This window comes from Propionivibrio sp., from assembly GCF_047602565.1.
In the GTDB taxonomy this organism is placed as follows: Bacteria; Pseudomonadota; Gammaproteobacteria; order Burkholderiales; family Rhodocyclaceae; genus Propionivibrio.
This window is the reverse complement of sequence record NZ_JASGGX010000001.1, coordinates 1,256,606-1,270,813: the sequence shown is the minus strand read 5'-3', so window position 1 is coordinate 1,270,813 and position 14,208 is coordinate 1,256,606. Positions and strand designations below refer to the sequence as shown.

Annotated in this window: 10 protein-coding genes; all 10 read right to left on the bottom strand. The window is 59.8% G+C overall.

Annotated features, from left to right (window positions below):
* Window positions 1-51: 51 nt before the first annotated feature.
* A complete protein-coding gene (locus tag QM701_RS05770; protein WP_415166137.1) occupies window positions 52-1,026 on the bottom strand; it encodes a PD-(D/E)XK motif protein in 975 nt (324 codons plus the stop codon).
* Between the two features lies 1 nt (window position 1,027).
* A complete protein-coding gene (locus QM701_RS05765; protein ID WP_415166136.1) occupies window positions 1,028-3,289 on the bottom strand; it encodes a Z1 domain-containing protein in 2,262 nt (753 codons plus the stop codon).
* A 144-nt stretch (window positions 3,290-3,433) separates the two neighbouring features.
* Window positions 3,434-4,807, bottom strand: a complete 1,374-nt coding sequence (locus QM701_RS05760; protein ID WP_415166135.1) for an ATP-binding protein — start codon at window positions 4,805-4,807, stop codon at window positions 3,434-3,436.
* A 24-nt stretch (window positions 4,808-4,831) separates the two neighbouring features.
* Window positions 4,832-6,304 (bottom strand): DNA cytosine methyltransferase, encoded by a 1,473-nt coding sequence (locus QM701_RS05755; protein WP_415166134.1) that lies wholly within the window; start codon window positions 6,302-6,304, stop codon window positions 4,832-4,834.
* A 321-nt stretch (window positions 6,305-6,625) separates the two neighbouring features.
* The gene (locus QM701_RS05750) at window positions 6,626-7,891 is read right to left on the bottom strand and encodes an Hsp70 family protein (protein WP_415166133.1); all 1,266 of its coding nucleotides are present in this window, start codon (window positions 7,889-7,891) and stop codon (window positions 6,626-6,628) included.
* 423 nt (window positions 7,892-8,314) lie between these two features.
* Window positions 8,315-9,250, bottom strand: coding sequence for a dihydrodipicolinate synthase family protein (locus QM701_RS05745; protein WP_415166132.1), 936 nt, complete (start codon window positions 9,248-9,250; stop codon window positions 8,315-8,317).
* A 54-nt stretch (window positions 9,251-9,304) separates the two neighbouring features.
* Window positions 9,305-10,954, bottom strand: coding sequence for a hypothetical protein (locus QM701_RS05740; protein ID WP_415166131.1), 1,650 nt, complete (start codon window positions 10,952-10,954; stop codon window positions 9,305-9,307).
* A 137-nt stretch (window positions 10,955-11,091) separates the two neighbouring features.
* Window positions 11,092-12,129, bottom strand: a complete 1,038-nt coding sequence (locus QM701_RS05735; RefSeq protein WP_415169350.1) for a sialidase family protein — start codon at window positions 12,127-12,129, stop codon at window positions 11,092-11,094.
* Between the two features lie 177 nt (window positions 12,130-12,306).
* Window positions 12,307-13,158: a sugar phosphate isomerase/epimerase family protein gene (locus tag QM701_RS05730; protein WP_415166130.1), complete on the bottom strand. Its 852-nt coding sequence runs from the start codon at window positions 13,156-13,158 to the stop codon at window positions 12,307-12,309.
* A gap of 15 nt (window positions 13,159-13,173) precedes the next feature.
* Window positions 13,174-14,193: a Gfo/Idh/MocA family protein gene (locus tag QM701_RS05725; protein WP_415166129.1), complete on the bottom strand. Its 1,020-nt coding sequence runs from the start codon at window positions 14,191-14,193 to the stop codon at window positions 13,174-13,176.
* Window positions 14,194-14,208: the final 15 nt, after the last annotated feature.

Sequence of the window (14,208 nt, the reverse complement as noted above, 5' to 3'; positions counted from 1 at the left end):
GCAAACGGCGGAGATGATCAGCCTGTGTGAGTCTTACCGATAGCGACAGCGCTAAGGTGCGCAGAGTGCTAACTGAACCGCGGGTCTCAGCAGGTCGGCTGCCAACGACGAGTCGTCTAGCTTTACCCGAAACCGAACCGCTGTGATTGGACTAGCATCGGGTATCATCACTACCGGGACCCGGTCGGCCGCAATGACCCTTAAGTTTGACTCGGCAAACTTTTCGTCAAATCGGATTTCCGATGCCTCGGAAACGGCGCTGCCAATTGCGCCAAACACGTTCTTGACCAACTTCGTCCGCAGTGCTGCGTTTAGCCCTTCCTGGAGCGTGGCCACAAGGTCGGCAACGGATTTGCCGCCCTGTGTCCGTCTAAGTCTTAATGATGCAACCGTGATAGGCGCCTCGCTCCGACGGAGTTGTTCATAAGAGAAATTGTGGATCCGCTCCTCTCGCTCGGTCGCTTTGACTTCGACAAAGTGGGTAGCGAACGAGAAATCGAACCGATCTGTGGGATCTCGATGCCAAGCTGCTACCGCGGCCGGCGGATATAATGCAACTGACATAATCCAAAGTTCGGCCCAAAGGCCGGCGATAGCACGCGAAGATGGAAGCGACAGCACGCTTAACACCTCGACGAACTCACGAACAGCCTTTTCAATGTCTGACAAAGAAGGAGCCTCAGGCAACGCTGCTACAAGTGCGTCTGCAGCCAAACAGAACGCTTCGGCAAGCCCAAGGTCGTCACCGCGAAGCGAGACCACCACGAAGTCGCCATCCACAACGCCGGAGGAAGCGCGAACGCGGAAGCGAATCCCGAACTCGATGGTCAGGTGCCGCAGGCTGATTGGCGGGCGCCTGAGGCCGACCAACGAGGTGCATGAGAGTAGGAGGACTGGTTGTTGCTGCGTCCCCACGGAGATGTAGTCGTGCTTGCGACCAGGTGCTGCGGACGCCGGTAGTGCCCCATCCCCGGCCGGCGCAGCCGACGCCGCCTCACGATACGCGTCATAGAACTTGCTGCGCATCTCAGAACTCTTCGATGACGCAGTCTTTCGCGACCGGCTCGGGGAGGTGAATGGAGAACCATGGCACGCAGTCCGCGATACTCGCGTCAATCCTGGTATCTGGCTTGAACACCAGGTAGCGCAAATGCAGCGTCACTCGGCCAGGAGTAAAGAGGGCACGGTCACCAACGTAGTTGAGTTGATCGATGGATGCCGCACTCTTCGGACTTTCACCGACGAAGAGGTTGTTGATTTTTCCGTCCGCAGTAAGGCTCCGACCTGTGAGGCCGGCCGTACTGAGGTTGCCAACCAAGATGACGTCCACGAGTGCGGGTTCTTCGGCTTCATCGCGATGCTTGACAAGCGAAATCGCGGCGGCAGCGACATCCGTCGAATCGTCAAGGCTACGGATTCTTGCGTCGAGCAGGAAGTCCAGCACTTCGTCGATGGGCACGCCCTCAACAAGGACGTTACGAGGCGAGTCGCGGCGCAAATCCTTGAATTCTGGTCGTTGCGCCGCATCAACTGCCCCGTACGCCTGCTTCCAAGCAACAGCTTTGCGCTCGACCAACTGGCGATTGTGGCGGACGGCCTCTGCGTCGAAGTACAGCGAGCCAGGCACGACCCATCCTTCGTCCATTTCCACCTGAACGATGCGTCGACCAATAACTGCCTTTCGCGTCGGGTTCAACGCACGATTCAGGATGAAGTCGCGCTTCCATTCCTGCAGCGGCTTCCCTCGATGCTCGGAGAGGGCTCCACGTACGAATTCCTCGGACTCCACATAGCTCTCGAATGCGTCGATGACGTCGTCGAGGAGAAAGACCCGGCACAGCCCTTCATAGGATTTCTTGTATCCGAAGAACCGGGCGCGCTGCTGCAAGGTATCCGCGTTGCTTGACGCAGTACGCGGCATGTAGCTGATGGTGAGCCCCTCGACCGTGAAACCCCGGTCAAGTTTCTGGCCTCCGACCAGGATCCAATATGGCCAGTCATTCCACTTGACCGCTTTCTGGCCATCAGCATTGGAATTCACCTTCACGACTTTAAGTTCGCTGAAGACTTCAGGTAGTGCATCCACGAGCGTGTCGAACGGTTCGAGTGTAGGGAACGTCCTCAGCAACTCATCGTAGTTCTCACGGAGGCTGCGCTCAAGTTCCTTTCGCACGGCGCTGCCCTTGGGCTGCTCAAGAAAGTCGCGCCAATGGTCAAGCAAGCCATCCAGCCATTCCTTGTAATCCGTGTGCGGTGCAGTGCGCTGAGACGGGTGGACCATCATCGAGCGATTGCCCTTGCCACGCGTAACGCTGTGATGAGCGGCTCCCAGGATGAAAAGCTGCAGCGCCTGCTGTAGGGTTTGTGGTGCCCCTGTCAGCGGGTTCTGCACCGTCGGCACCTGCTGGGGAGGAATCTTGAAGCAGAGCGGTTTATCTTCACTGAAGAAGTCACTACCGCCGACGTAGCCGCCACCAGGTGAAACTAACTCGGCAAAGGACGGGCTCAGGACGTCGGCGACGGCAATCAAGAGGTTTGCTTGCGGAGTCGCTGTGTACTGGAGATAAGTGTGGTGGGGGATGACCGCCTTGAGTTCGAGAATGCGCCGATACGTCGAACTCAACTCGTTTGAGCCGGTCCGCAGATTCTTCCCTGCCTTAGCATTGAGCCCGGCTTGGTCGCTTTCATCGTCGATGATGAGGACGGGGACGTTTGTGAGGTCCACGCGCTCAAGGGTGTCGCGCAGATTTTTGAGGCGCTGGTGGTGTTTAAGCACTGTAATCAGGACAGAGCGCTTTGCAGTGCCCGGGGCACCACCGCGACTGCCGCTCCATGCGCGTAGGACTTTCTCAATGTCGGCAGCATGGCCCGCCTTAACTTCAGGGTTCTCGAACTTGCGCCAGTCGTGCTGGATTTCACTCATGCCCAAGTCAATTGTGAGCCGGTCCTCGGACTGGCCCTTCAGCGCCACGGCGGTGCCAGCCAACAGAATGACCGCACCGTAGCCATTATCCCTCGCTAGCGCCGTGACAGTGGTGAACGACAAGGTCTTGCCGGATTGCACGTAGCCAACGATAAGGCCAGCATCCTGGCCGGCCGACTCAGAGGGAGGTACACAGCGGCCAAGAATAGTTGCTGCCTCGGTCACGACGCGGTCCATCGCATCAGCGTCGGGGGCACTGCGTTGTTTCAGCTTGCGCTCGACGAATTCTTTGGTGAAAGGCCCCACAACTGGGGTCCAGCGGGTATCTAGGGTGCCACCGCTTAGGCGCTCGATAACAATATTCATGACTAAGGGGCCGCGAAAGTCTCGCGGAGGAGTTTATTGAGATGATGGAGGAAGAACTGAGGCTTCCCACCGGCTTCTGAACTGAGGGCGGCCGCCAAAGCAGCGGCACTTGCGAAGCGTACGAATACCTCCATGTTTTCATTGCTAGTTCCAGCGAACCGCTCCACGAACGGATGTACTAGCGAGACGTTCAACTTGTACGCTGCGCTGCCGCATGCCGTCGTTGGCCGGCTTCGTGGCGTCGCCTACTCTGAGCCAGTCACTCACGGTGGGGTCAGTGCTTGCCTTGATGGTCAAGACCCAGACGGTCGTCGACACGCGAACCTCGATTGTGCGCTCAAAGCCCGAGACAGAAGGGACCGGAATCTTTAGTGGAACTGCAGGTGGATTTGCCGGATGTTGCGTCTCTTCCTCGAGTACCGGCGCGAGTTCACGCTCAACGACATTGGCAACATTGTTGGTCGCCGTCTTAGCGACATTCTCGAGGTCCCGCGTGCGATTTTGCTGCTTGGCTCGGTAACCTTCCGCCTGATCTAGGAGGTTCATCGGCGACACCCTCAACTCGCCCTTGAGTAATTCCAGGAAGAGTTCCTCGTGCTCTTCCCAGCGGAATCCATCCTTCGTGTGGCTCACCTCGAAACCGGAAAGGTGAAGTTCGCCAAACAACCGCTGGAACGTATAGCTATTGCTCTTGCCGAAAATCTGCTCTGGCCGATATGACTCGTCGGCGCTCCCCTGAATGAGCCGCCCGCGGCGGAAGAGCGCAAACCCTGCGTGTGTTGTTGAACCGACCTCGCGTAGCGCCGCAAAGCCAGTTACCTTGTGAGGATTACCAAGGTCCATCTCGATGGCCTTGCGCCATTCAATCGGCTTGCTGGACGGCTCGCGAAACGGCGCCGCCTTGAGGACGGACGTCTCCTCGAAGGTGAGTTCGTCTCGTCCAAAGACCAGCGTCAACGTTTTGTCGCGCAGGAAGGTTCGATAGATGCTGGCGAGGTGCTCCTTTATCTTTCCAATCGTGCGCTTCTTCGGCACGTGGCAAAGGTCAGTGAGTTCGAGAACTGTATAGTGCCTCTGTGGCTGCGAAGCCACTTCGATAATCGTTAACTCCTCGATGCGGTCCTCGACGATTTCGTCGATGTCAAATCTGACGACCCGCTCGACGTTCTCCCCGAGAGCCTTAGTGCGGACGCTCCAATTCTTAGCGAACCAGCACGCCGCACTCTTCATGCCCATGCCGAACTCGGATAGGCCATCGCGGTCTGGTGGAACCTGCGCCGGCCGGAAGGCACGGGAGAAGTCGCGTAGGGCAATGCCGGCTGCGTTGTCGGTAACGGTTATTCGACCCGCACCCTCTGGGTCGATATTTACCGTCACGCAAAGTGGGGCATCAACGCCATCTGCTGCTCGCAGTTCTTCTCGGTTGGTGATGTAGCTCTGGATAGCGTTGTCAACGAACTCCGCAAGTGCAAACCACGGCCGGTAGTTCAGGTGCCGTAGCACCGACAGGATGTTCAACTTCTGGCCGGATGTTGACCTTGGTTATGGCGCCGGCCATGTGCGTGCAGCCTCCCGATCAGAGGGTTGTCTCCATGAGGGGACGAACTGGTTGAAGTTAGCAATGAGATTCGATGCAATACTGCCGACGACGCTAGCATTGACCGCGTTGCCGAGTGCTTCGAATGCGCGCGTACGGCTCTGGGGCAGTACAAGGTCTCCAAGGCTCTGAAGTCCGGCACACTCTCTCGGCGTCATATGGCGCCTCTCCCATCCGATGATGGGCACCTGAGTATCCGTCATCGCGATGAGGCTAGGAGCAGTTGTCGGCCGTTTGATGCGCACGCCCGAGGCGCGGAACTGAATTACGTAGTGCCAGATGTCGCGCTCACCACCTTTGATGTTCCATTCCAACTTCTGCAAGCTTGAAGGGAACGGTAGGACCTTAGATAGCCACGGGTCTATCCACTTCTTATTCGTCGCGTAGAACTCGCGATTCTGTCGAATGAAGTTCTGCTTCCATTTCGGAAACTCCAACTGCTCGGTACGTGCATGGCTCGGCAGTGCTGCCCATCGGTCGTTCGGCTTGAACTGCCTCAAGGGTACGCCGTGAGAACCACGGAATTTGGTGAGACCTCGCGTCCCTTTCTCACGCAAAACGGCAAACGGTGTACCATCAACATAGGGGTAGTCTGCCCCGAATTCCATCGACCATATGGGGAAAGACGGCAGTTCGATGGACTGCGGGCTTCGCCTCAGGAAGTCGTTCCAGACATCGAGGCTTTTTTCCACCTGCAGGGAGAGTGGCTTTGCATCGGCAGGCTGCTGTGTTAAAACCGACCTAATGCTAGTCGGCTGGTTGGTCGGCTCGGGCCACTCGAAGTCATTGAGACCAACTCGCGAGCCCACAATGTAGACGCGCTCTCGGATCTGCGGAATCCCGAACTGATGTGGTGAGAGGCGCCGCGAGTCAACCTCATAGCCGAGTTCGATTAGAATACCCTTGATGCGTTCGAACGTCTTGCCGCCGTCGTGCCGCAGCAGGTTAGGGACATTTTCGAGGATGAAATAGCGCGGCGTCTTTGCTTTGATGATGGCTGCGACGTTGAAGAAGAGATTGCCTTGTCGAGTGCACTCGAAACCGAGTTGTTCGCCGGCTTTCGAGAATGGCTGACAAGGGAATCCGGCACAGAGCAACTCATGGTCCGGTACCGAAGCCGGCTTCACTTCTCGAATATCGCCTGCTGGTCGAATGCCAAAGTTCTTGAAGTACAGTTCTTGAAGATGGGCCTGCCACTCTGCAGCGAACACACATTCGCCTCCGAGTTTGCCGAGGGCGACATGGAATCCGCCAAGACCTGCGAAGAGGTCGATAAACCTAAATTTTTCCACTCTGCCACCCAAAAATCGCTGGCATCCGGCCGACGGCTGGCCAAAATTTTCTGTATCGCGACCGAATAGCATGACTTCTAACAAAATGCCAGATGGAGATTGTTGTAAATGTACCGCACTTTCCACATGCCGTCGCGGATGACGACGCAAATGCTATGGGCGGGGCGTGTCCGGATTTTTGTGTAAACCGGCCGTTAGTTATTCCATCGCTAACTGGCCGCTTTGGCCGAGCAGTTGCCGGTGAGACGGCATGTTGCGACCGCTCGACTCAGAAACCTGCCGTTGGCCTGTGGTGACAACGGATGACGGCAACGGGTCGGAAGCTCGAATTCGCCGAATCATGAGGCTGCCGTTCCCAGACTTTCAAGACTGATCGACAAGTAGCAGGCGCATCGCTTTGTCAGAAAACAAAACAGACCTTGGGTCTGGAAAAGTGACGTTTCAGACCTACCCGTAGCGTCGTGCAGCCTCGATCGCGAGTCCCGCGCCGATACTCCCGAACAGGTCCCCCTCGACAGGGCGCGCCTGCGGGAGCAGGGCTGCGACCCGGCGGCGCAGGAGTGGCATGCCACTGGCGCCGCCTGTGAAGAAGATCGTATCGATGCGTTCAGGCGCTACGCCGGCATCGCGCAAGAGCGCTGCAAGCTTCGCTTCAATTTTGCCGACCAAACCGGTAGTTGCCGCGTCAAATTCGTCGCGGGTCAGCTGCCGCCGCAGGTCGGGCTCGATGTGATCCAGCACCAGCGTCGTACTCTCCTGATCCGACAGGGCGATTTTTGCCTGCTCCACCTCGTTGGCCAACCAGTGGCCAGCGCGCTTCTCGATCAGCGTGAGCAGGCGGGCCATTTTTTCCGGTTCCTGCGCGTCCAACGAAAAGCGCTTCTGCTCGGTCAGCACCCGGTACGTGTAGGCCGCGTTGATGCTGTGCCAGGTAGCGAGGTCGTAATAGACGCGGGAGGGCATTTCGCGCTGGTTTTTCAGCAGGCTGCGGAAGCCGAAGAGCGGCATGACGCCGACCAGGCTGAACAGACGGTCGAAGTCCGTGCCACCGATATGCACGCCGCCGTTGGCCAGCAAATCCTCGCGACGATTCGGCAGTGTCGCGCGTTGCGGCGAGAGGCGAACGAGCGAGAAATCCGAGGTACCGCCGCCGATATCGGCGACCAGTACCAGTTCCTCGCGATGAATCTCCGTCTCGTAATGGAAGGCCGCCGCAATCGGCTCGTACTGGAAACTCACCTCTTTGAAGCCGATGGTTCGTGCGATCTCAGCCAGCGTCGTTTCTGCCGTCCGGTCGGCCGCCGGGTCGTCGTCGACGAAACACACGGGCCGTCCGAGCACCACGTGCTCGAATGCTCTCTCTCCATGAAGGTCGGCCCGCCGTTTGAGTTCGCCGATGAACTGCCTGAGCAGGTCTCGAAACAGCAGAGAACGGCCGTGAACTTCGGTTCTTCCGTCGAGGAGGCGGCTGCCGAGCAGGCTCTTCATCGAACGCATCAGGCGCCCTTCGTAACCGGTCAGATACTCCTGCAGCGCGGTGCGGCCAAAGCAGGTACTGCCATCGTCAGCATTGAAGAACACGACCGAGGGCAGCGTCACCTTCCCATCTTCCAACGGCAGCAACGTTTCCTGCCCCGGCCGAACACAGCCGACCGTGGAATTGGATGTGCCGAAATCGAGGCCGCAGGCGCGGGCGGAGGAGGCGTGAGGCATGGAGAAAGCAGGTGAGATGTGCGGCGGGGCGGCGATGCTACGCGAGGCGGCAGCGCTTGTCCAGACAGGGATATATCCGAATTTCTGTGTAAACCGGTCATTGCTCCTCTGAGCATCGACGGGCCGCTTTGGCCGAGGAGTGTGAATTCGGAAAGACTTCTGGCCGACGATATTTCGGCCGGTAAGTTGTCGGCCAGAGCTGCCGTAGCCGGGGCAAGCAATGTCGGGCGGCAATGCGCAGGTCAACTGCCGTTCAGCTGAAAATCACGCTGACCGACAGCTTACCGATTCGGGGAACTCACACTAGGTTGCAGACCGAGCGTTGATATCGGATTTGACCGGCCGGAAAAAGTCAATCCAATCTTTCGGCCGGCTTGACCATCATGGAACCAAAGAACGCTGAAGCGAACTCGCGCTGCCGGCTCAACCAAACAATGCGAGCTGCTTCTTGACGATTTCGCCGAGCTGCACCATCTGCCGCATGTTGCTCTGGAAGTGCGCCGAATAATAGTTGCCGGCCTCGCGGACGCGGCTGGCGACCGACGCGAAATTGCCGATCGACTTCTGGTAGTCCTTGGCGCAGATCGGGTAGTCGAGGTATTCGGCGAGCGACGCGGTCGACAGATAGGCGGCGACGATTTCGGCCTTTTCCGGCTCCGCCTGCCAGTTGTCACACAGCCAGACGTACAGCTCGGGGTGGAAGTTGGTCATTATGCCGCTGTAGCCGTGCGCGCCGGCCTGCAGCGAAGGCAGCAGGGTCTGGCCGTTGGCGTTGGCGATGCGCAGGCGGCTGCCCCGGGAGAGTTCGACGCGGCGGGCGATCGTGCCGATCCGGCAGCAGGTGTCCTTGATGAAGGTGTAGCGGCCGCTGCGGGCGCACCAGTCCACCACCTCGTCCGCAAGCAGGCGCTTGTACGGGTGCGGGCATTCGTAGATGCCGAGGCCGACCGTCTCCGGCAGGGCGGCGGTGATCTTGCGCAGGTTGTCCAGCACGGTCCCGTCGTCCTCGCCGGGCATGGCCAGGCGGTTGCTGATCAGGATCACGCTGTCGACGCCCGTCTCGGCCATCCTGCCGAGCTGGTCGATCTGCTGCGACAGGCTGCTGGCGGTATGGCCCGAAGCCACGACAGGTACGCGGCCATCGACGTAATCGAGCACGAAGCGGGTCAGCTGCAACGATTCAGCTTCGGACAAAAAAAACATCTCGCTCGACTGGCAGTTGGCGAACAGGCCGTTGACGCCGGCCCGGATGTACCAGTCGATCAGTTTTTCCAGCGACGCCCAGTCGATCTCGCGCCGGTCGTCGAAAGGCGTCAGCATGACCGGCCAGACGCCGCGGTAGTGGTCAGTGGTGCTCATACTCATCCAGCGAAAAAATGGAGGCGGCGGCAACGCCGGCCGCCCTGGGGAGGGTTACAGCATGCCGAAAGCGTCGCCGGCGACCGATACCTGGATGCCCTGCGTGACGGCCTGCGCGACGAAGGCGCGCAGCACGTCCTGGAGCTTGTCCTCGGCAACGTAGGCCACCGTGATGTGGTTGCTCTGGTGGCCGGCCATCAGGTCGTCGCGGCCGACGCCGTCGAGCGTGCAGTTGAGCAGCGGCCATTCGTAGGTGGTCGCCCGGCGCCGGCGCTCGAACTCTTCCGCCGGCAGCTCGACGGCGGTGCCGGTGCCGATGTGCATCACCACCCGCGTGCCCTCGTAGTGCGCGCGCGCCCAGATCAGGCGGCCGGCCTTGCCCTGGCCCTGGAGGGTGGCGCCGCCCTTGGGGAAATACATCGCCGGCTGGCGGTAGCCGGTGGCGCCGGCGATGCCGCCCTTGAGATGTTCGAACGGCACCGCGCCGGAAATTTCCAGATCCCAGTAGAAGGTGCCTTGGTAGTCGCTGCCCCAGCGGATGTCGTGCAGCGTGGTCTCCGACGGCAGGCCGAGCGAGTCGAGCAGGCGGAAGAGCATGGTCTGCGGAATCGCCGTGCCCATGTCGACCTCGTTGATGCAGGTGATCGGCTTGCCCGGACGGATGATCCGGCCGTTCTCGTCGGGGATCGGGAAGCGTTCGGTCGAGCCGATCGCGCCTTCCGCGAAGTCCGACGCCGCGCAGGAATGCGCCAGCCCCTGCTGGTACTGCACGCCGACGGCGGTGAGGCCGAAGCGCTGCGTGAAGCGCGCCATGGCGATCATCATCGCGCATTGTTCGAGCACCTGCTCGCGGGTCAGCTCCGTCGCCGGGTCGCTGCCGAACTCGAATTTCATGCCGCGCGCCTCGTACCACCGCAGGCATTCCTCGCGCAGCGCCGCCGGCACCTTGGCCATCTCGACCAGCAGCGCCGACTGCGACAGGCTTTCCATCGGCATGCCGATGTCGACCAGCGCCTTCTGCGGGAAGACGCCGTTGATCATGCCCATGCAGAAGCTGTCGAACAGCCCCATGATTTCCTTGTTGCGCAGCACGAACTCGCCGACCTGCCGGCCGACGGCCCAGGCCGGGGTGTTGCTCGCCGCATGCGCGGCGTCGACCGGGCGCAGGTACGAGGTGTCGTGCTCGATGGCGCCGGTCTTCAGCCAGGATGCCAGGCCCTTGAAGAAGAATTCGTCGTCGAACTCGGCCGACCACAGGCGCGCATAGGTCTTGCCCAGGCTGGTCAGCGTGCCGGCCATGCACAGCATGCCGACGAGGCCCGGCCAGGTGCCGTCGAAGTTGGCCAGCAGCAGCACCGGGCCGCGATGCCGGGCGAGGCTCGGCGCGAGGTGGTGCGAGTACTGCCAGGCGGTGAGCAGCACGATGACCGGCGCGTCCGGATCGATCGCGGCGAACAGGTCGCTGCCTTCGCGCTGGCTGCTGATGAAGCCGTGGCCCTTGTCGTCCTTGACCGGGTGGGCGCGCCGGGCCTTGAGGCCGAAGCGGCCGGCGAGCGCCCGTTCCAGCTTGTCCTCGAATTTCTTCTCCACCGGCCAGCATTCGACGTTGGCGGATTCGCGCAGGTCGGCGTTGGTGACCAGCAGCACTTCCTGGTCGCCGGCCTTGATCAGCGGTTTGGATGCGGGAAGGGTCAGGGTAAGCATGGCAGTATCCTTTTCGGTTGAAATGGGCGGCCGGTCGTCAGTCACGACGAATCAGACGCACCTTACGCCGCGTTTGATTTGGTTACTTCGAGTTAGTGACGTTTCGCTGAATGGCGCAAAAACAACATAGCCTCAAGTCAATCCGCAAGCGACACGCGGCGGTAGGCGATAGTTCGCCGGTTCCACGTCCAAGTGACGTGGAGACAATCGCCCTGTGCGATCACCGCTGGGTACGAAAACTCTCCAGCCTCCGTCTCCAGATCGAGAAGCGGCGCCCAGTTCTCACCGTTGTCGCGTGACACTGTGAGGGACAACGGGTGACGACGTCCCCAGTTGCCCTCGACCGGGTTGTGCACCAGCGCGACACGGCCATCTTCTGTACGTACGGCATCGATGCCGCTGTTGTTGTTGGGCAACGGCGTGCTATAAGCAGGGCACCAGGTCCGACCGCAATCGAAGGAATCGCTGCGAAAGACGTGACCCCGTGTGCTTCGCATCAGTGCGTGGATCGTTCCAGGTACCGATTCCCACAACGTCGGCTGGATGACGCCATCCCACGCGAAGACCGTATCGACGTCGCTCTCCCACAACGCGTTGGAGGCTAATCCGTCCCACATTGCGCTCTCACGGCGCGCGCCCGGCTGTACGTGAACGAGTGGGATGTCGCATCGCTGCCAGTGTTCGCCGCGATCATGCGAGACGTTGACGAACGCATCCCAGGTCGTTTCCGTCTCGACCGAAGCCGGCGCAAGCCATTCACCATTGGACATCACGATCAGCTTGTTCTTCACCGGGCCGCGCGGCGACGCGTCCCCCGGCACCAGCAGCGAAGAGTTCGACCAGGAGCGACCGCCGTCGGAAGAAGCCGCCCAGCGCGTGATCCAATCGTGCACGGTCGCGCCCGTCTTGTAGAACAGCCAGACATTGTTGCCCTCCGCGTGCAGCACAGGATTCCAATGCGGCACACCGGGCTCGGCCATCAGCCGCTGTGGATCGTTCCATCGCCCGTCGCTGCGACGGGCGATCCAGATCGCGGTATCGCCTTCACCCTCACGGGCCCCGGCAAAGAACGCAACAAGGATGTCTCCGTCCGGCAAGAGAACGAGGGTCGAAGCATGACATTGGCTGAAGCGCGCGTGGTCGGTCGGCAGCAGGAGTTCGCGTACGGGAATCATGGTATTCAATGGTTATCTCGTGGTAGTGGGTTTCAAGGGACCATGGTGGTCGATGAAGCTGTGGCTTGGGCAAGTCACGTTGACCGAGGGTACTGGTGGCAATCGTCCACAAGCGCAGCGCGCTGACAGGCGGAAACGTTTTAGTCGCTCATGTGGATTCGCTCGTTGGATCCTCATTCAAGCAGTCGGCCAAGCGACGCTATCGAGATGCCGGACGCTGGCGTCGATCGCAACTTGCGCGTTTTCGGCAACGATTTCCAGAATCGTCGGCAGATTCATCCCCGCGTCGCGGAGCATCTTCGCGATCGCCTCGAACGGCACAGTGCCGGTACCTATTTGCGCGTGACGGAACGTGTCGAGCGTCGTGTCTGCGGCATACATAAACGACAGATGATCACGGAGCTGTACTACCTCTTCCGCCGCTTCGCCCGCAAAATGTCCGTTCGCGAAGTCGTAGCCAATCCCCACTTGCTCCCAGCCGAAGGCATCGAAGAACTGCTGCAACGCGCTTGCACGATAAAGGTAACTGAGCGGATGATTCTTGACGATCAACTGGACGCCGGCTCTTCGCGCGACCGGAACCAGGACTTCGAGTGACCGTCGGAAGCAGTCAGCGAGGATCTCCGTGGCCGCAGGAAAAACAGGATTACTCTTTCCTGGATTGACGACTACTCCCTTGGCATTCCAAGCCGCGGCGAGCTCAATAGCGCTCGCAACAACGGCGCAGGAATGCCGGCGCATCTCAGGGACGAGCGAGGCTAGATTGACGTCAAGGTTTGGTTGATTCAGCGACAAAATCTCAAGAGATTTTCGGCCGACCAGTGACTCGATCTGCCGCCGCCCCGTGTCGCCATCCACGCTCGGCCAGAAATGCCCGGGGACCAGCATGATCTCAAATCGCCGGTATCCCAGGTCAGCCAGCTGTTCGAGACAGTCTCCCGCGCGGTGCGTCTGCGTGAATGAATACGTGTTAACCCCGTAAGTTCCCTTGTTGAGGGGCTTTGTCGCCTGCGGATTACGCGAGTCCATCTCGGCACCCTGGAGTTATGCAGGAATCGGAGCAAGAGTCTGCGGCGCTCCCCCTTGCCGTGCGGAAGCGTACGCCGCATCCATCACCTGCATCATCGCTTCGGCGTCACGTAAGGATGCGATCGGCTTCGCCCCTGCGCGGCATTCAGCGAGAACTTGCTTGACGAACAGCGGGTAGTACACATCAGTTTCCAGCCGAAGGCGGAGACTTCGGGTCCCGGCGGCAAGATTGTTGCGGTCGCGAATCTCAATCCGATCCGGTCCCGATTGCGCGTACATACGATCGGATGCAAGGGTGAAAGAGAATTCGCGCTGCTCGTCAGCAGAGCTGGGGAAGCTGTATCCGCTTTCAATCGACCCGATCACGCCATCCTCCGTTTGCATCGTCAGGAGCGAATAGTCCTCGATGGCGCCGTGGTGGGTGAGGGAATTCATGACAGCAGACACTCGCACGATTTCCTTGCCTGTCAGCAATCTGAAGAAATCGATGAAATGCGTGGCGAGATTGATGGTCGATCCACCACCCGAGAACATGGGGTCAAGCATCCATCCCGAGCCGACAGCCTTGTAACGTTCGGGAGAACCGGCGATGAATCGGAACGACATGTAGTTGAAGTCCGAAGGAATCCGTCCCTCAGCAGCTTTGACGGCCTCGTAGAGGTCACTCAAGCGAAAGATGAACGGTACCGCGCAGTACAAGTTAGCGTCCTCCACCAACTTACGGAGCCGGGTGACCTGCGCCATGTTGATCCCGCAGGGCTTTTCCAGGGCAAATGGAATCTTGCGCGCTATGCATGCTTCGGCGAACGTCGGCATTTCGGAGTGTCTGCCGAATACAAACGCGAAATCGATTTGCTCGCGGTCGAGCAGCTCAAGGCTCGATGAATACAGCTTGCATCCATAGCGCTCGGCAATCGCGGCACCCTTTACGTGCTCCGCATCCGAAACGGCCACCACTTCAATCCCCTTCGCATCGAGCGGATCAAGATACAGTGGGACATGCCAGTGGCTCGCCTCCAGTAACGCAACTCTCATTCTTTGCCCTCTCTA

Bases quoted from the DNA above. Each gene is read 5' to 3' on its own strand.
- QM701_RS05740 (WP_415166131.1), bottom strand. From the start codon at position 10,954: ATGCTTACCCTGACCCTTCCCGCATCCAAACCGCTGATCAAGGCCGGC.
- QM701_RS05770 (WP_415166137.1), bottom strand. From the start codon at position 1,026: ATGCGCAGCAAGTTCTATGACGCGTATCGTGAGGCGGCGTCGGCTGCG.
- QM701_RS05745 (WP_415166132.1), bottom strand. From the start codon at position 9,250: ATGAGCACCACTGACCACTACCGCGGCGTCTGGCCGGTCATGCTGACG.
- QM701_RS05735 (WP_415169350.1), bottom strand. From the start codon at position 12,129: ATGATTCCCGTACGCGAACTCCTGCTGCCGACCGACCACGCGCGCTTC.
- QM701_RS05765 (WP_415166136.1), bottom strand. From the start codon at position 3,289: ATGAATATTGTTATCGAGCGCCTAAGCGGTGGCACCCTAGATACCCGC.
- QM701_RS05730 (WP_415166130.1), bottom strand. From the start codon at position 13,158: ATGGACTCGCGTAATCCGCAGGCGACAAAGCCCCTCAACAAGGGAACT.
- QM701_RS05750 (WP_415166133.1), bottom strand. From the start codon at position 7,891: ATGCCTCACGCCTCCTCCGCCCGCGCCTGCGGCCTCGATTTCGGCACA.
- QM701_RS05725 (WP_415166129.1), bottom strand. From the start codon at position 14,193: ATGAGAGTTGCGTTACTGGAGGCGAGCCACTGGCATGTCCCACTGTAT.